13 protein-coding genes, 1 pseudogene and 1 riboswitch are annotated in these 17811 nt (G+C 61.1%); of the genes and pseudogenes, 5 read left to right on the top strand and 9 right to left on the bottom strand.

What is annotated here, in order from left to right; all coding sequences use genetic code 11:
• Position 1: 1 nt before the first annotated feature.
• The 3 genes and pseudogenes from cobN to cobU form a co-directional block, all read right to left on the bottom strand.
• Positions 2–3958 (bottom strand): annotated as a pseudogene (gene cobN / locus FZ934_RS08145) (cobaltochelatase subunit CobN); the annotation flags it as partial.
• Between the two features lie 9 nt (positions 3959–3967).
• On the bottom strand, positions 3968–5017 hold the full coding sequence (gene cobW / locus FZ934_RS08150; protein WP_153270654.1) for a cobalamin biosynthesis protein CobW: 1050 nt from the start codon (positions 5015–5017) through the stop codon (positions 3968–3970).
• Between the two features lie 4 nt (positions 5018–5021).
• Positions 5022–5546, bottom strand: a complete 525-nt coding sequence (cobU, locus tag FZ934_RS08155) for a bifunctional adenosylcobinamide kinase/adenosylcobinamide-phosphate guanylyltransferase (RefSeq protein ID WP_153270655.1) — start codon at positions 5544–5546, stop codon at positions 5022–5024.
• 130 nt (positions 5547–5676) lie between these two features.
• Positions 5677–6073, bottom strand: a riboswitch (cobalamin riboswitch).
• Positions 6074–6304: 231 nt separating this feature from the next.
• On the opposite strand from cobU, the gene FZ934_RS08160 reads away from it, so the two are divergent.
• Positions 6305–8095 carry a chloride channel protein gene (locus FZ934_RS08160; protein WP_153270656.1) on the top strand — a complete coding sequence of 597 codons (1791 nt, stop codon included), beginning with the start codon at positions 6305–6307 and terminating at the stop codon, positions 8093–8095.
• On the opposite strand, the gene FZ934_RS08165 is transcribed toward FZ934_RS08160, so the two are convergent.
• The gene (locus FZ934_RS08165) at positions 8092–9546 is read right to left on the bottom strand and encodes a cobyric acid synthase (protein WP_153270657.1); all 1455 of its coding nucleotides are present in this window, start codon (positions 9544–9546) and stop codon (positions 8092–8094) included. The two genes, FZ934_RS08160 and FZ934_RS08165, sit on opposite strands and share 4 nt — an antisense overlap.
• A 522-nt stretch (positions 9547–10068) precedes the next feature.
• Here FZ934_RS08165 and FZ934_RS08170 point away from each other — a divergent pair.
• Positions 10069–11061, top strand: a complete 993-nt coding sequence (locus FZ934_RS08170) for a glycine betaine ABC transporter substrate-binding protein (protein ID WP_153270658.1) — start codon at positions 10069–10071, stop codon at positions 11059–11061.
• A gap of 18 nt (positions 11062–11079) precedes the next feature.
• On the opposite strand, the gene FZ934_RS08175 is transcribed toward FZ934_RS08170, so the two are convergent.
• The 3 genes from FZ934_RS08175 to FZ934_RS08185 form a co-directional block, all read right to left on the bottom strand.
• Complete coding sequence (locus FZ934_RS08175) at positions 11080–12333, bottom strand: CDP-glycerol glycerophosphotransferase family protein (RefSeq protein WP_153270659.1); 1254 nt, start codon at positions 12331–12333, stop codon at positions 11080–11082.
• Between the two features lie 92 nt (positions 12334–12425).
• Positions 12426–12821, bottom strand: a complete 396-nt coding sequence (locus FZ934_RS08180; protein WP_056814735.1) for an adenylyltransferase/cytidyltransferase family protein — start codon at positions 12819–12821, stop codon at positions 12426–12428.
• Between the two features lie 64 nt (positions 12822–12885).
• Positions 12886–14469: a CDP-glycerol glycerophosphotransferase family protein gene (locus tag FZ934_RS08185; RefSeq protein WP_153270660.1), complete on the bottom strand. Its 1584-nt coding sequence runs from the start codon at positions 14467–14469 to the stop codon at positions 12886–12888.
• Positions 14470–14687: 218 nt separating this feature from the next.
• Between FZ934_RS08185 and FZ934_RS08190 the strand changes: the two genes are divergently transcribed.
• Positions 14688–15035 (top strand): hypothetical protein, encoded by a 348-nt coding sequence (locus tag FZ934_RS08190; RefSeq protein ID WP_153270661.1) that lies wholly within the window; start codon positions 14688–14690, stop codon positions 15033–15035.
• A 6-nt stretch (positions 15036–15041) separates the two neighbouring features.
• On the opposite strand, the gene FZ934_RS08195 is transcribed toward FZ934_RS08190, so the two are convergent.
• Together FZ934_RS08195 and FZ934_RS08200 are read right to left on the bottom strand one after the other, a co-directional pair.
• Entirely contained in the window at positions 15042–15197 is a 156-nt protein-coding gene (locus FZ934_RS08195; protein WP_153270662.1) for an entericidin A/B family lipoprotein, read from the bottom strand.
• A 104-nt stretch (positions 15198–15301) separates the two neighbouring features.
• Complete coding sequence (locus FZ934_RS08200) at positions 15302–16243, bottom strand: LysR family transcriptional regulator (protein ID WP_194273773.1); 942 nt, start codon at positions 16241–16243, stop codon at positions 15302–15304.
• A gap of 76 nt (positions 16244–16319) precedes the next feature.
• Between FZ934_RS08200 and FZ934_RS08205 the strand changes: the two genes are divergently transcribed.
• Together FZ934_RS08205 and FZ934_RS08210 are read left to right on the top strand one after the other, a co-directional pair.
• Positions 16320–16466, top strand: coding sequence for a hypothetical protein (locus FZ934_RS08205; protein ID WP_153270664.1), 147 nt, complete (start codon positions 16320–16322; stop codon positions 16464–16466).
• Between the two features lie 234 nt (positions 16467–16700).
• The gene (locus FZ934_RS08210; RefSeq protein ID WP_153270665.1) at positions 16701–17771 is read left to right on the top strand and encodes a 3-deoxy-7-phosphoheptulonate synthase; all 1071 of its coding nucleotides are present in this window, start codon (positions 16701–16703) and stop codon (positions 17769–17771) included.
• Positions 17772–17811: the final 40 nt, after the last annotated feature.

Below are 17811 nucleotides of genomic sequence, written 5' to 3' on the forward strand. Positions count from 1 at the left end.
CTCAATGGTCCCCGGATGCAAGCTTGCCCTGATGCAAGCCGAATGTGTCTGAAAGGTCGAACCGCGCCGAATTGCTGCGCGGTGTCCAGAGGCTGCGATCGATCGCCTCCAGCAGCCGCTCCTTCATCTCGGTGAAAGCGGCCGGATTCTTCTCGATCATGAAATCGCGGACCTCAGCATCCACCACGAAAGCCTGGTACACGGCTTCGAAGTGATGGTTGCCAACGGCGCCCGTGGTTGCCGCAAAGGCAAAGAGGTAATCGACGGTCGCGGCAATCTCGAAGGCACCCTTATAGCCATGGCGCATGACGCCATCGATCCACTTCGGATTGACGACGCGGCCACGCACGACGCGACCGATCTCTTCCTCCAGCGAACGGATCACCGGCTTCTCGGGCCGTGAATGATCGTTGTGATAGATCGACGGCCGATCGCCCGCGAGCATTTCAGCCGCAGCCGCCATGCCGCCTTCGAACTGGTAATAGTCGTCGCTATCGAGAAGATCATGCTCGCGATTGTCCTGGTTCTGCACGACCGCCTGGATTGAGCGCAGGCGCTCTTCGAAAACGCCACGTTCCGCCCGGCCCTCTTCGCCGGCACCGTAAGCATAGCTTCCCCACACAAGATAGGCCTCGGCCAGATCGGCGCGTCGCTCCCATCCCTTTTCGTCGATCAGTGCCTGCAACCCTGCCCCATAGGCTCCAGGCTTCGAACCGAAGATGCGATAGCCGGCGCGGCGGCCAGCCTGCGCTGCATCCAGTCCGGCTGCTTCAAGACGTGCGGCTTCACCACGCATACGTTCGGCAATCGGGTTGTCCGCTGCGTCCTCCTCCAGGGCCCCGACGGCACGAATTGCCTTGTCGAACAGAGCGATCTGCTCCGGAAAGGCATCGCGGAAGAAGCCGGAGATACGCAGCGTCACATCGACGCGTGGCCGACGCAGTAGTGCGGGCGGAATAATCTCATAGCCGGTGACGCGCCGCGAGGTCATGTCCCACACCGGCTTCACGCCGATCAGCGCCAGCGCCTGGGCGATATCATCGCCGCCAGTCCGCATGTTCGAGGTTCCCCAGGCCGTGAGACCGAAAGACACCGGCCATTCGCCGTGATCCTGCACGTAGCGGCGGATCAGCAGCTCTGCGGACTTCTTCCCGAGCTCATAGGCCGCCGGCGTCGGCACGGCCCGGCTATCGACCGAGTAGAAATTGCGTCCGGTCGGCAGCACGTCCGGCCGGCCCCGTGTCGGAGCACCGGATGGTCCCGGCGCCACGAAACGGCCGTCGAGGCCGCGCAGCAGGCCTTCGATTTCGGCAGCGCCGCAGGCAAGAATGGCAGGCTTGAGCAGCGTTTCGATCTCGGTCAGAACGGCTCTGGTTTTGGACCAGAGGGTCGGGCACGGCGTTTCGCCGGAAACGAGTTTGGCGGCCAGCAGTTCGATTCGCTCGACGGTATCGCCTTGGGTGCGCCAGGGGGAAGACGAGAGGCTCGCAAGGATATCGGGGCGTGGCCCTGTCCATGTGGCGGCCATGTCGCAATCGAGTGGGTCGAACGAGGGGTTTGCACCAGTGATACCCCCTCTGCCCTGCCGGGCATCTCCCCCTCAGGGGGGAGATCGACTCGTGGTGAGCCCGCGCCCAGCCTATCTCCCCCCTTGAGGGGGAGATGTCCGGCAGGACAGAGGGGGGTAGCCCACCCGCTGCGTCACCCATAATCCCGACAACATCACCCAACCCCGCATCCACGGCAATCGCCCGCTGCAAGCTGCGGTCACCGCCCTCACCCAGCCCGCGCGGAACCCTGGCCAGCGCCACCGTCAGATCCGTCAGCAGCCGACCCTGCGGCGAGACGCCGAAGACATGCAGGCCATCGCGGATCTGCATTTCCTTGAGATCGCAGAGATAGGCGTCGAGCTTCTTCAACGCCTCGGTCTCACCCTCCCCCTTGTCGATGCCGGCATCGCGATCAAGGCCGATGTCTGCGACGAGATCGAGGATCTGCTTGCTGAGAAGCCGGATGCGGCGCGGATCGCCGCCCGACGCCTCGTAGTATTCGTCGACCAGCGCTTCCAGATCCTTCAGCGGCCCGTAGCTCTCGGCGCGCGTCAGCGGCGGCGTCAGGTGATCGATGATGACGGCACCGGCGCGACGCTTCGCCTGCGTTCCCTCGCCGGGATCGTTGACGATGAAGGGATAGAGATGCGGCATGGGGCGAGGATGGCTTCCGGGTAGCACTCCTCCGACAGCGCCAGCGCCTTGCCCGGCAGCCATTCCAGATTGCCGTGCTTGCCCATGTGAATGACGGCGTCAGCGCCGAACTCATGGCGAAGGAAGGCATAGAAGGCGAGATAGCCGTGCGGCGGCACGAGATCCGGCGAATGGTAGCTTTCCTTCGGATCGATGTTGTAGCCGCGTGCCGGCTGAATGCCGACCAGCACCTGCCCCAGCCGCATGAACGGCAGCGCAAAGGCGCCGTCCACCACATAGGGGTCGGCCTCGGCCGCACCCCAGCGGGCGCCGATCTCATCCTGAATCTTTTTCGGAAGATTTTCGAAGAAGGCTTTGTAACGACTCAAGGAAAGCGATTCGCGGATAAGCTTTCCATCGCTACCGGAGTTCGTCGGCCCTTCCATCAAACGCCGGATCAGTTGATCGCCATCATCAGGCACCTCTGCAACCGAATAACCGGCTGCGCACATGGCCTTGAGTACCTCGACCGTGCCTGCGGGGGTATCCAGTCCGACCCCGTTGCCAAGCCTGCCGTCACGGTTTGGATAGTTCGCAAGGACAAGCGCGATGCGCCGCTCGCCGGCGGCCGTGGTGCGCAGCTTCGCCCAATTGGCCGCAAGTCGAGCGGTATAGTGCATCCGTTCGAGATCGGGTTCGCTGCCGACGATATTGGCCTCGACCCTCGCATCGTAGCGGGCGGCCGACTTGAAGGAGACGGCACGTGACAGTACTCGGCCGTCCACTTCGGGCAGCGCGACATTCATGCCGAGATCGCGCGCCGAGAGCCCCTGTGAGGACGCGGCCCAGGCCTCACGCGAAGAGGCCGAGAAGATCGCCTGCAGCACGATGGCATCGTTGGCCTCGAGAACGGTCGGCTCGCGATCCGCGCCCGGCGCCGACACGGCGAAACCAGTCGTGTTGATCACTACCTCAGGCTTAAGGATATTAAAGACGCTCTCCAGAATGCCCTTCGACACCGGATCCTTGAGACTGTAGGCAAACACTGGCAGCGGTCGGATACCTTCAGCGAGCAAGGCATCAATCAATGCTTCGACCGGTCTTGTCTCGCCGCTCTGCACGAGCGCACGATAGAAGCTGACTGCCACGACAGGAAAATGTGACACCCCCTGCAGGAATCGAACCCGCTCGCCGCACGCCGCCTTCCACTCGTCGACGCCAACGACGCCCTTGCCCGGCCACCAGATGCCGGCCTTCATCAGCGGCGATGCCGCTTCCGGTTTCTCCGCACCTGACAGCATCGCGCCGGCATACCCAAGAAACGCGCGCGAGTTGCCGTCGCCACCCTCGATCAGGTAGGCCCAAAGCGCATTCAGATCCTCAAGCGGAACATTCGAAAACGGCGTCAAACCCGCATCCGGCTTCGAATCTCCCGGCAGCACAGCAATCAGCGCGCCGGATCGCGCCGCCGCAGCATGAAGCGCCTCCAGCGCATAGTGGAAGTAGCTTGCGCCACCCAGCGCCCTGACAACGATCAGCTTCGCCTGCCGGGCCGTCCGCTCGATATAGGCATCGACCGACATCGGATGCTTGAGGCTCATCAGGCTTGCCAGCCGCAGCGAGAATCCGGCTTTCGCTTCGTCATAGGCGGCGGCGATCGCGGCAAGCTCGGTATCGGCGGCCGACAGGAACAGGACGTCGCCGGGAGACTGACCGAGATCGATCGCCTCCTCGCCGTCGCTGATCGTTCCCTGCTGTGCCAGAAGCAGATGCATCGGACTGCCTTATGCCAGCGCTTCGATCGCCTTGCGCACCGCTGCCTCGTCCATCTCGTGCAGGCCGATGACGACAAGACGGGTACCGCGCGCTTCGCCGGGCGCCCAGGCGCGATCGAAATAGTGGTCGATACGGCTGCCGACTGCCTGCAACTGCAGACGCATCGGCTTGCCGGGGACATCGACGAAGCCCTTCAGCCGCAACACGTCATGTTCGCCTATGATGCCCTTCAGGGCATCCACGAAGGCTGCCGGATCGACAATAGCGCCGAGTTCCACCACGAAGCTGTCGAACTCGTCGTGATCGTGGGGAACACCATCCTCATGCTCGAGTTCATGATGAGACTTGCGGTTGATCACATCGTCTTCGGTTCCGACGCCGAGCCCGAGCAGCACGCTTGCCGGAACCTCGCCATTACGCGCCTCGATCATCACGGGCTTACGCGCGATACGCGATGCAACCTCATCGCGCACGCGGCCAAGGCCGGCGGTATCGAGAAGATCGGTCTTGTTGAGCACGATCAGATCGGCGCAGGTCAGCTGATCCTCGAAAAGCTCCTCGATCGGGCTCTCGTGGTCGAGCGACTCGTCTTCCACGCGGCGAGCCTCGACGGCATCGTGATCGTCAGCAAAGCGCCCGGCGGCGACAGCCGCGCTATCGACAACGGTGATGACGCCATCGACGGTGACCTGCGTACGGATATCAGGCCAGTTGAAGGCGGCAACGAGCGGCTGCGGCAGCGCGAGGCCTGAGGTTTCGATGACGATATGATCGGGGCGCTGCTCGCGCTCCAGGAGCTTGGTCATCGTCGGAATGAAATCGTCGGCAACCGTGCAGCAGATGCAGCCGTTGGTCAGCTCGATGATATCATCCTCGGTGCAATTCTCCGCGCCGCAGCCCTTCAGCACGTCGCCATCGACGCCGAGATCGCCGAACTCGTTGATAATAAGCGCGATCTTCTTGCCGTTGGTGTTGGAAAGCAGATTGCGGATCATCGTCGTCTTGCCGGCGCCGAGGAAGCCGGTGATCACGGTCGCCGGGATTTTCTGCTGGTTCATGAATTCAACCCTTCATCTTCAGCGGCAGACCTGCCGCGATAAAATACACGTCCGCGGCCTCTGCCGCGATCATTTGATGCAAGCGACCGGCGTGATCCCGGAAATCCCGCGCCATGCGGTTCTCAGGAACGATACCGAGACCGACCTCGTTGGAAACGATGACGAGACGCGCACGCGCCGTCGGCAGATACGCGGCAAGCGAAGCAAACTCGGCCTCCATGTCACGCTCCTCCATCATCAGATTGGTGACCCAAAGCGTCAGGCAATCGACAAGGATCGCCCGCCCCTCGCCATCGATCGCCCGCAGGCAGCCGACCAGATCGAGTGGTTCCTCGTGGGTATGCCAGAGATCGCCACGATCGGCCTTGTGCTTGTCGATCCGCGCGCGCATCTCCTCGTCCCAGGCGCGACCAGTCGCCACATAGTGGCGCTCAAGCTCGCTCGAAACGACGAGCTGCTCCGCAAAACGCGATTTTCCTGACCGCGCGCCACCCAAAACGAGGGTCGCGCCGGATAATATCTGGCTCATGACAGGTGATATCCGATCTGCGGAACGCTGCCGCAAGGAACCGGAATGGCTGCAGGACGCAGCCGAAAACTCTTCTGTTCAGCCATGACAACCTCCGTGCTGGCAGCGGGCACAAGCCCAGGAATGGGCTTCTCGCCCGGCACGATTGGCAGGTCTCCTGGCTCGCGGGTCTTGGCCGCGATCGGGGCGGACCGGAAACCGGTCGCCCCAGATCGTGCCAGCGGATTTTCCTCGCCTTCCCGGCTGCATTTCATGAAAAGGCGGACGATTCGTAGACGTCAGAGGCGTCCTGCCCTGGTTGATCATGATGCACTGCCAGTGACTTTTCCGTCGCCACTTCCGCGCCGCCCGCCTGCACCATTGCAGTCTGTCAGCCACCCGAAAACAACGCCGGACGGAAAACCCTGACCGCTCTACAGTCGCGGGGTCGGCTATGATGACGGTGCCCGGATTGGGTCCACCGCTTCACATTCCCTTTTCATCCGCACCGATTCAACCGGTCCGGAACCATCCGTTATGAATTCATCGTTAGGCAAGGGTCTTGGTGAAGTCAATTGCAAGCAGGCGCACACGCTGCCGCATCCGCCCTCAACACGACCATCTCTACCAAATTTATCGTCTTTTATCAGCCACTTACGTCATAAATTATTGTTGCAAATGCCGGTCTTTTGCCGCAATTGCGTTGCAAGCGGATCGCGCCGTTGACTTCCCCCTCCCATCGCTCTTGATCGGCCCCACGTCCGCCTAGTTCTCCTGATATGCTTCTGAAAATCGATTTCCGCCGTTTTGGCCTGCTCCACACCCTTTTCGACATCGGGCGCATGCGCGCTCTTTTGCGCCGCAGCGAGATGGGAATGGTCATTGCCGGCGCGATCGTCGGCGTCATTTCCGGCCTGGCGGTAACAGCCATGAGCCTCATCTCGCGCGAGATGCACAGCCTGATTTTCGGCATCAGCGACGTGGAAAGACTGAGTTCGTCGCAGATCGACAACAAGCTTTTGCTGCTGACAGCGCCGGTCTGCGGCGGTGCGCTTCTGGGCCTGCTGCTCTTCATCCTCGCGAAGACGCGCAAGAAGCCGATGGTCGACCCGATCGAAGCAAACGCACTGCATGGCGGGCGGCTATCGCTGACCGATAGCATCCTCGTCGCCGTCCAGAACCTGATCTCCAACGGCTTTGGCGCATCGGTGGGACTGGAGGCCGGCTACACCCAGCTTGCGGCCGGCCTGGCGTCGAAGCTCGGGTTCAAGCTGCAACTGCGCCGCTCGGACCTTCGCGTGCTGGTCGGATGTGGCGCGGCCGGCGCGATCGCCGCCGCATTCAACGCCCCGCTGACGGGCGCCTTCTATGCGTTCGAGCTCATCATCGGCTCCTACACGATCGTCTCCCTGACGCCGGTGGTCGTCTCCGCGCTTGTCTCGACCGTTGTGGCAAGGCTGCTCGCCGACGGTGACTTCCTGATCGACGTCGGCGACTTCGGAACCGTCATGCCCGCCGACTACGTCCCGGCCATTCTCCTCGGCGCCTTCTGCGCCGGTATCGGTATTCTGATCATGCAGGGCGTCGCCTTCGTCGAGGAACTGGCGCGCAAGAGCTCGATCGCGCCGCCGCTCCGGCCGGCACTGGGCGGCATCGTCGTCGGCATTTTCGCGCTGATTACACCGCAGGTCCTGTCGGCTGGCCATGGCGCACTGCATCTCAATCTTGGCCGCGACGTCGCCATACCCGTACTGGTGGGCCTGTTCGTTCTGAAGGCCTTTGCTTCGGCGATCTCCATCGGTTCCGGCTTCAGAGGCGGGCTGTTCTTCGCGTCGCTATTCATGGGCGCGCTTCTCGGCAAACTCTTTGCCTATTCCGCACCATACTTCGCCCATGCCACGCTGACACCCATCATCTACGCGGTTGTCGGCATGAGTTCGCTTGCCGTCGCCGTCATCGGCGGTCCGCTGACCATGACGTTTCTTGCGCTTGAAATCACCGGCGACTTTCCGATCACCGCTCTTGTTCTGGCAGCCGTTATCACTTCGTCGCTGGTCGTGCGCAGCACCTTTGGCTACTCCTTCGCCACATGGCGCTTCCATCTCAGGGGTGAGAGCATTCGCAGCGCCCATGATGTCGGCTGGATCCGCAATCTGACGGTCGACAAGCTCATGCGTGCCGATGTCAAGACCGCGAAATCAGGGACCACCCTGGAGGCGTTCAAGGACAAGTTCCCGATCGGCTCCGCCCAGCGCGTCATTCTCGTCGACGACAACGGCAAGTATGTCGGCCTCGTTCTCGTTCCCGATATTTACGCCAGCCTTACCGATACGGACGATGCCAGCAAGTCGCTGGACGATTTCCTGCGCTACCGGAACGACTTCCTGCAGCCACAGATGAACGCGAAGCAGGCAGCCGCGATTTTCGACAAGACGGAAAGCGAAGCGCTCGCCGTCGTCAACAATCTCGTGGAGCGCAAGGTCGTCGGGCAGTTGAGTGAAGCCCATACGTTGCGCCGCTACAGCGAAGAACTGGACCGCCGGCGCCGCGAGATATCGGGCGAAATCTAGCCAAGCAGCCTCGAAAGCCACTCCTTGTCGAGGCGGGATTCAAGCTCGGCGGCCACATCGTCGAGTGCCTGTTCGACACCCGCCCGATAGTTACGCCGCTCCCCTGACAGGCCGAAGCTCGCAAGCAGGCGCGCTCTGAACGCGTCGCTGCCAAACGCGCCGTGCAGATAAGTGCCAGTCACCCGGCCATCGGTCGAGGTCGCGCCATCCGGGCTGCCATCCACGATGGCAAAGGGCCGGCTGCAATCCCTGCCCTGCGTCGTGCCGAGATGGATCTGATAGCCGGAAAGGCTTTCGCCATATTCGACTGACATGGCGGAGCTGTTGCGAACGGTCTTTTCCGGCTGCATGACGGTCTCGACATCGAGCAGCCCTAGTCCCGTCGTCTCAACCGACGTTCCTTCGATCCCATGAGGGTCGTGGACAGTCCGGCCAAGCATCTGGTAGCCGCCACAGATCCCGATGACGCGTCCACCGCGACGGACGTGCGCGGCAATATCGTCATCCCATCCTTCAGCGCGCAGATCGGCAAGATCAGCAATCGTCGACTTCGATCCGGGCAGCACGATCAGCTGCGCATCGGCAGGTAGCCGCTCCCCGGCACGCACGAACTGCAGTTCCACATCGGGCTCTGCTTTCAACGGGTCCAGATCGTCGAAATTGGCAATCCGCGACAGCACGGGCACGGCGATCTTCAACGCCTTGGCCTCGCCCCGAACAAGCCGCTCCAGCGCAACGGAGTCTTCCGCCGGAAGCCGCGACGCCGCCTTAAGCCACGGGACGACGCCGAAGCACGGCCAGCCGGTGAACCGCCCGACCGCGTCGATGCCATCATCGAAAAGCGAAATATCGCCACGGAACTTGTTGATGATATAGCCAGTGATCATGGCGCGGTCGTCGGGAGGCAGGATTCCATGCGTCCCCACCAGCGACGCGATGACGCCGCCGCGATCGATATCCCCCACGAGAACGACAGGCACGCCGGCCCGCGTGGCGAACCCCATGTTTGCGATGTCGCCGGCACGCAGGTTGATCTCCGAAGGCGAGCCCGCGCCTTCGACGATCACGAGGTCGGCACCCTCCGAGACGGTCGCGAAACTTTCCAGGACATGTCCCAGCAATTGCGGCTTGAGCCTCTGGTAATCCCGGCCCTTGGCTTGCCCCCAGACCTTGCCCTGGACAACGATCTGGCTGCCGTTTTCCGACTGCGGCTTCAGCAGGACGGGGTTCATATGAACCGAGGACGGGATGCGCGCAGCCATGGCCTGCAGCCATTGAGCCCGGCCGATTTCGCCGCCGTCGTCGGAGACAGCCGCGTTGTTCGACATGTTCTGCGGCTTGAAGGGGCGCACGGCAATCCCGCGGTTCGCGGCAAGACGGCAGAGGCCAGCGACGAGCATGGTCTTGCCGACGTCCGAGCCGGTCCCCTGCAGCATGATGGCCTTGGTCATTGTCAATCTCCGGAAGTCACTCCGGGCGTACAACGGGGATCGGACAATGGTCAACGGATCGCCGTAAAAATGCGAAAGCCGCGCCGATCAAAAGATCGCGCGGCCTGCCGAATACGCTGGCGCATCACCCAAACACGGCGATACTCACGTTCCCCGGGACGCAATACCAGATCCGGAGAAGCAGCGGATGTCCCCCGCCACGCCGCGATTTATAGCGCCACATTCTTACCGGAGAGTTAGTGCGGCATGCCGCCGCAGGGAAATTTCGCATTTCCTGATTTTTTTCCGCAGGCCGCCGCAGCGACCGGCGCAACACCCAAAAATGGCGCTAGGGCCTTGTCATTAACTATTTTAAATCAGTCGCTTAGTATTTCCGCACGGATAGCGAGAAAGCGATTGATTTCCGTTCGTCAGCGCGTAGGCTCGATGTCAAGGCGTCAGCATAGCCGCCATTTTCAAGCACCAGAGAAAAAGCGCCGACGGCCCCTTACCGGAGCAATCGCGCGGGAACGGGAACGAGCGATGAGAATTGTTGGCGCGTCCATCGCGCTTGCTGTCGGATTGTTTGCTGCGGCAGCCGCGTTCGCCGAGGAGTGCGGCAATGTTTCCCTGGCGGAAATGAAGTGGGGATCCGCCGGGATCGCGGCGAATATCGACAAGATCATCCTGGAAGCCGGCTACGGCTGCAAGGTTGAGATCGTCCCGGGCGACACCATGCCCACCTTTACCTCGATGAACGAGACAGGGAAGCCGGATGTCGCTTCCGAACTGTGGATCAACGCCGTGCGCATCGAGTTCGATGACGCGGTGAGGCAGGGTCGCCTCGTTCAGGGAGCGGAAATCCTCTCCGAGGGCGCGGTCGAAGGTTGGTGGATCCCGAAGTTCATTGCAGACGCCAATCCCGACATTCGCAGCGTCGAGGATGCATTGAAACGTCCGGATCTGTTCCCGGGACCGGACGGCACGCAGGGCGCGGTCTACAACTGCCCGCCGGGCTGGAATTGCCAGATATCGACGGCCAATCTTTTCCGGGCGCTGAACGCCGACAAGAGCGGATTCCATCTCGTCGACGCGAGTTCGCCGCAGGGACTGGATGACTCCATTGCAGCCGCGTTCGAGAAGAAAGTCGGCTGGCTCGGATATTACTGGGCGCCGACGGCGATCCTTGGCAAATACGACATGACGCGTCTGAGTTTCGGCGTCAATCACGACAAGGCGGCGTGGGACAGTTGCACATCGGTCCCTGGCTGCCCCCGACCGGAGCCGAATTCCTATCCCGTTTCCCGCGCCTTCACGGTTGTTTCAAAGTCATTTGCAGGCCGGGCAGGCCCTGCCTGGGACTATCTGAAGAAGCGCGCCTGGGACAACAGCACGATCAATGATGTGCTTGCCTGGCAGGACGACCATCACGAAAGCAATCGCGCGTCGGCGGTCTACTTCCTGCACAATTATGCGGACATTTGGACGACCTGGGTGCCGGCTGACGTCGCTGACAAGGTCAAATCGTCTCTGTGAATAGAAGGATGCTGTCGCCTAGCCGCGACCGTGCACGACGAATTCGCCGTCGGATGCTTCGCGCTCATCCACCAGCTGATCGATGAACTCAAGGATCTGGTTGCTGGCCTGCGTTGGATCGGTCTGGAAGATCGTGGAAGCCATGATCGCTCGCTCCGACCGGAGTTCATCGCGGTAGAGCGCCTTGCCGAGCTGCTCGATGAAGGTATCGGGCGTAAACACATGGCGGTACGGCAGGTCGGGCACCAGGGAGAAGTCGGGTTCGAAATTCTGATGCGGCTTGTCTGAAAAATCGAGCGTCAGCACCGGCTTCCCGGTCAGGAGGAAGTCGAACATGATCGACGAATAGTCGGTGACGAGGGCATCGAACCGCTGTAGCAGCGGATAGACGTCGACGCCGGCATCGATGAAGGTGAAGCCCTCGCCCTGCCGTATCGTATCGGCGCCCACAAGCTTGTACATCGGATGCATCTTGAGAACGAAATTGATGTTCTCGCGCTGGGCGATCGCAGTCAACGTCTGCAGGAAGCGCGGCGTCATCAGATAGGTTTCCTGGCCACGCTGCCAAGTCGGCAGGACGAGGACATTCTTTCGGCGCGCGCTGAGCGACATGTCGAGATCCATGTCGTACTCGCAGCCGATCGTGTCGAACGGCTTGATCGGTCGAAGCAGGACTTCGTTGCGTGGAAAACCGGCTCGCAGGATATTCTTGCAGCCGAAGACACCGCTCCAGTAGCGATCGAAGAATGACGAGGTGCTGAGCACATAATCGGTCTGCGACGCCATGTAGAATGGCCGGCGTATCTCGCTGTTTCGCAGCGTCAGATGCGGAATGAGTTCGAGCACCAGATGCTTGACCGAAATGCCGTGCCAGAGCTGGATCTTCTTCGCCCCCGCCAGGCAGGCATTCAATGCATAAGCGCCCCGCAGGCTCTCGTTCGGATTGACCGAGAAGACGGCAACGGCGGCATGCAGGAGCAGATCGATCGACCTGTCGACATTCTGCGACAGGTCGATGCAGGGCAGCCCGCGGGCCGCCAGAGAACTGACCAGCTGCGAAGAGAAGCTGCACCACATCACCTCGTAACTACGCTTGCGAGCAATGTCGCTGAGATAGAGATACTTGGTGTTATCGGAAAAGGTCTCTCTGCCGAAATAGAGCACCAACCGGCGCTTGCGCACACGCTGGGATATCGACGCAAATTCGATCGCCATCGTCTGGTCGTTCAACGCCGCCAGATTTGCCTGCGCGGAAGATGGGTCGAAGCTCATTATTCAATCCTTGGTGTGCAGCCACGCCTACGGACGCGACAGTTACTGCGGGTCGGCCGAGCCGACCCGCTGGCAATCGATATCGAGGCAGTTCAGGCCGACTGGCGAATTTCTTCGAGCGTCATCGTCGTCGAGATGCCTTCGGTGCGCGGCAGGTAGACGACGTCGCACAGCGTCTTGAACTCGTCGAAGCGGCCGACCCAATCGTCACCCATCACGAGGACATCCGCATCGAACTGCTTGATGTACTCGCCCTTCAAGTCGAGCGAGTGCTCGAGGAACACATCGTCGACCCAGCAGATGCTCCTGATGATCTCGAGGCGCTGATCCTCCGGATAGACGGTCATCTTGCTCTTCTTGGAGAAGTTCAGGGCGTCCGTCGAAACTCCGACCGTAAGGTGATCCCCAAGCGCCTTGGCACGCTGCAGGATGCGGATGTGCCCCACATGCAGAACGTCGAACGTACCAAAGGTTATAATTCGTTTCATAACTTGCCCCTCAGAATGAAAGTCGCAGCTGACCAAAGGACAGCAGTTCGCAGCACCGTTTTCCTCAACCGGCCGAGCGAATGGCCTGTCGCTCGCTGTGTATGCCCTCGGCAATGTTTTCGATGATAACGTCGACGGATGAACGACCGCCCGGCAACAAGGCTTCCTTGAGAGCCGCGCGTTCCGCCTCGAATTTCCAGGGAGCCCCGCCCTTGTAGGAAAGAACGGCCGATTTCAGCGAAGCGAAATCCCGCACGACATGCGATGCGGCATTGGCCTTGTGACCAAGCGCGTTGAACGGGACGTGGCATCCGGACTCGAAGTAAACAAGCGGCTTGTCGAACAACGGGTATTCCGTGAGGAAGGAGATGCCATCCGTGATCATCAGATCCGAGGCATCGAACAATTCGCCGTAGAGCCCGTCGCAGATCGCGCAGTTCGGCAGAGCGGACCAGGCCTTGAAATAGTCGCGTGCCTGCTCCTCGGTCATCACCTTCGCCCGCACAAGCCCTTCGGTCAGCGCTGGGTGCGGCTTCAGCACGAATTCGATATCGGGCTGAGAACGAGCCCAGGCGAGCATTTCCATCGCCATCCGGTCGAACACGCCGAAGCCAAGGCCGCCGCGCACCGAGTGATGCGGCGCCCATACCACGCGATAAGCCCGCTCGCCGCGCTCTGGAATTGGCCACTGGCCCTGCCCCTTCGCCTTCAGCAGCTTCTCGAACTTCGGGTATCCCGATACGACGATCTTGCCGGCGTCATGGCGGCGCGGCTTCAGGAATGTCTCGCGCATTTCGGCGTTCTCGCAGAAGATGCGCCACGCCATGCGGTGGAAGAACTGATCGTACCAGGCCGGCGAATAGAGGTCCGAACCCTCAGGACCGTCGTTATGCGTCTGGATGATCAAGGCTGCATAGGGAATGAGGCAGAGGCGCGCGAAGGTGATCTCGCCGGTCTGGAAGCCCGGCTGAACGCCACCCTCCCAGAACTGCTGGCGGAAGATGACATCGGGCTGAAGGCTCTTCATGATGTCGAGCGCCTCGAAGGAATCCTCCATCCCGAACCGCAGATGCGGAATCCCCTGTGACTTCAGGAATTCGCTGACATCCGCCTCGCCGGTAAAGTTGGCTGAGCCCAGCTGGCTGACATTGAGCGAGCAGACGATCGGATCGAAGAGAGGCTCCTCCACCATCCGCGCATAAACGTCGGCAAAGGCATCCCACATGGTGACCGACTGCACGAGGAAGAGGCAGCGGATGCGCTCCTGGCGCGAGGGAATGTTCCTGAGAACCAGATTGGCGGTCTGCTTCACATGATGGATCTGAGAATGAAGGCCATTGCCGGTGCGGACAAGCAACGTGCCGAATTCGCGAAGAACGGTTTGCAGGGACTCGTTGAGTTCCGTCATCGTATTGACCGTCACCTCGCCGAACTGGTCGGCGGTGGCGCGAACCTGTTCTTGCAAGATGGCAAAGCCCTGCTGCTGTTCGTTGTGCAGATTGACGAAGAACTGCACGGTCTCGACCTGGATTTCCTCGGAAATCTGCAGTTTCTGGGTAATCGCGGAAAGCTGCTCCTCCAGCGTCTGGAGTCGGGCGGAAAGGTCCGTCAGCGTTCCTGCAACGTTCGGGACAATCTGCTCGGTCATGGCTTCACCCTGGAAGAATAGCGATACGAAAGCTTCGCCCTGCGACTCGATACGCCTGTCAGGCGCTCGGAGTCCCCGTCCGAAGTATGATCGGAGTATCAGCAGTAGCTTTCGTGAAACTGATCAGCCTCGCCGCAACAGCGACTTGGAGGTTTTCGCAACGTGACACGTTCGCTTATAAGCTGGCCCGAAACGAGTCGAATACATGGAGAAGCGTCATGACATCAGCACCCTTCCCCGATCGCGAAACGATCGCCACCCGCTTTGCAGCGCTTGCCGAACAGGACAAGGCCTACATTGCGCTGCTGCTCGAAAACCAGGCACAGGACGACAGCCTGATCGAAGGCCTGGAGCAGTATTTGAACAATGCGTCTCGCGCATCGTTCCTGAACTCGCTCAAACTCGAAAACCTTGGGAAATGGATCGGCGAGGCTGCCCCGGCACGCCTCCAGATCCGCCTCATGGAACTGGCGAAATCGAGCCAGCACCCGGCCTACACCGCATTCCGCAACGGCCTGACCTCGTCCGGCGGACTAAGCAGAGCCTATCCGCCGGCAAAGATCTGACAGGTCTTACTTCTTGGCCGCGCGATCCACCGACCGGCCGGCGTCCTGCGTCGCATTGACGGCATTGGCAGTGTCCCTGCCCACGCCGCGTATCGTGTTGGCGCAGGAAGACAGGGCGAGTAGAACCATGCAGGCAGCAGCGATTTTGGCCGTGGTCGTCATTGTGGCAATCCTTTTTTGATGAAATCGATCCCTCGAGGCAACAGCGACGCCGCTGCCGCACCCTTAACGCGCTGATCGAAAAAAGGTTTCATCGTCGCCCACGGTCAGGCTGCCAGCACCTTGGCCTTCTCGGAGAAGGAAAAGCGAATGCTGTCGGCAACGGCCTGCATCGGCGCCGTCAACTGTGACGCAGTCAACAGGCGAATGTCGAACGAGGCGAGTTCCGGCAGGCCCTCCTGCGCTCCGAGGATCGCCATGTCGTCGCTGACATAGGACCGCGGCAGCGGCGCGATCGCGAGATCGGAAATGACCGCCGCGCGCTGTGCCATCGTATGGCCGCTCAGAAACGCAACGCGATAGCTGCGCTTCATTCTTTCGAGTTGCGAAAGCGCTTCGGATCGCCAGATGCAGCCTTCCTCCCAGATGGAGATCGGCAATGGGTCGCGCCGATGCGCGGTTCCGCATTTCGCCCCCGCCCAGACCAGACGCTCCCGAAAGACGATTTCGCCATCCGTTGGCAGCGGCCGCGTTGCGCAGTTGATAAGCGCGAGGTCCAGTCTCTGCTCCTCCAGACGCTTTCGCAAACCGAGGCTCATGTCGATCGTGACATCGACCATGATACCCGGAAAACTCTCGGCGAAGCTTCGAAGGATGCTCGGCAGCAGCCGCTCGCCGATATCCTCCGGCGCACCGAGACGAACGACGCCGCTGAGCTCGGGCATCACGAAGCGCGACACCGCCTCATTGGAGAGCGCGAGAATGTTGCGGGCATAGGAAAGCAGCAGCTCACCGTGCTGCGTCAGGGAAACCGATCGGGCGTCGCGCAGGAAAAGCGTGGCGCCAAGCTGCTCCTCGAGCTTCTTGATCTGCATGGAGACCGCTGACGGCGTACGGAATACGGCCTCGGCGGCAGTCGAAAAATTGCCCGTCTCCGCAATGGCCACGAAGGTCCGCAAGACATCGTTGTCAAGCAAGGGAATGGGACGGCGAATGGGGAACGTCATCGTCTCATCTTTCAATTTTTTTGATCTGAAGCACCATATCATTTTGTTTGTCTGAAAGTCAACCGAGGCCTACCGTCAGACGTGTAGAGCAAAACGTCCACTATCAGGAGGTAGGACAATGACGTTCAGCACGCTTTGGAACAGCCTCTTCGACCTGCTTGCGCAGCAACGCGTTCGCCTTGCCCGCAAGCGCGCGATGAAACAGGTGGCACGCCTTCCCGGCCACATTCCCGATGATCTCGACCTTCGTGCGGTCGCACAGTGAGGCGGCTTGATTGCGGACGAGTTTGAAGATGGGTAGTGACAACTCGCCCGCATTGCTGTAGCAAGCGGTCATGTCGATCGCTTGCGCATATGTTTCCCGATTTTATTATTTCCGTGCCTCGGTGCGGAAGCGGGAAAGTGCGTAACTAAGAAAGACGCAATTTTATCCGACCAACCGCTAGTCTACCTGGCGGTTTTTTTATGCGCCCGGTATGACCTCCTGGAGACCAATACCGTGACGAACCCGACTGACGATCTGCGCATTACCAATATCGTCGAACTCTCCTCGCCTGCGCGCATCATCGATGAACTGCCGCGTGACGAGACCGTCAGCAAGACGGTGCTCGGCGCTCGCAGCGCCATCCATGATATCCTGACCAAGAAGGACGACAGGCTTCTCGTCGTTGTCGGCCCCTGCTCCATCCACGATCCGGTGGCGGCGATCGACTACGCCAAGCGGCTCAAGGAACAGCGCGACCGACTGCAGGGCGACCTGGAGATCGTCATGCGCGTCTACTTCGAAAAGCCGCGGACGACGGTCGGTTGGAAGGGCCTGATCAACGATCCCGGTCTCGACGGCAGCTTCCGGATCGAGGATGGCCTGCGCATAGCCCGCAAGCTGCTGCTCGACGTGAATGACCTCGAGCTGCCGGCGGGCTGCGAATTTCTCGACACGATCACACCGCAATACATTGCCGATCTCGTCAGCTGGGGTGCCATCGGTGCCCGCACGACCGAAAGCCAGGTTCATAGGGAGCTCGCCTCCGGCCTCTCCTCGGCGATCGGCTTCAAGAATGGCACGACAGGCGATGTGCGTATCGCCCTCGACGCCATCATGGCCGCCTCGCAGCCGCATCATTTTCCGGCTGTCACGAAGGACGGACGCGCAGCGATCGCATCGACGAGCGGCAACGAGGATGGCCACATCATCCTGCGCGGCGGCAAGCAGCCGAACTATGATCGCGAGAGCGTTGCGGCAGCGATTGCTGCCTCCATCGAAGCCAAGCTCGACCCCCGCATCATGATCGACGCCAGCCACGCCAACAGCCGCAAGAATCCGGAGAACCAGCCCGCTGTCCTGCAGGACGTCGCGGACCAGCTCGCCGACGGCAACTCTGCGATCATCGGCGCGATGGTCGAGAGCAACATTGTCGGCGGTAGGCAGGACCTGATCCCCGGAAAGCAGCTCGTCTACGGCCAGAGCGTCACCGACGGCTGCATCGACTGGCCGACGACCGTCCAGACCCTCGAGACACTGGCATCTGGCGTGAAGGCACGCCGCGCCGCCCACAAGGCAAAATCCTGAACGAACGGCGGAGCGTACATCGATACGCTCCGCCTTCCAG

Origin of the sequence: Rhizobium grahamii (assembly GCF_009498215.1) — a bacterium.
Lineage (GTDB): Bacteria > Pseudomonadota > Alphaproteobacteria > Rhizobiales > Rhizobiaceae > Rhizobium > Rhizobium grahamii_A.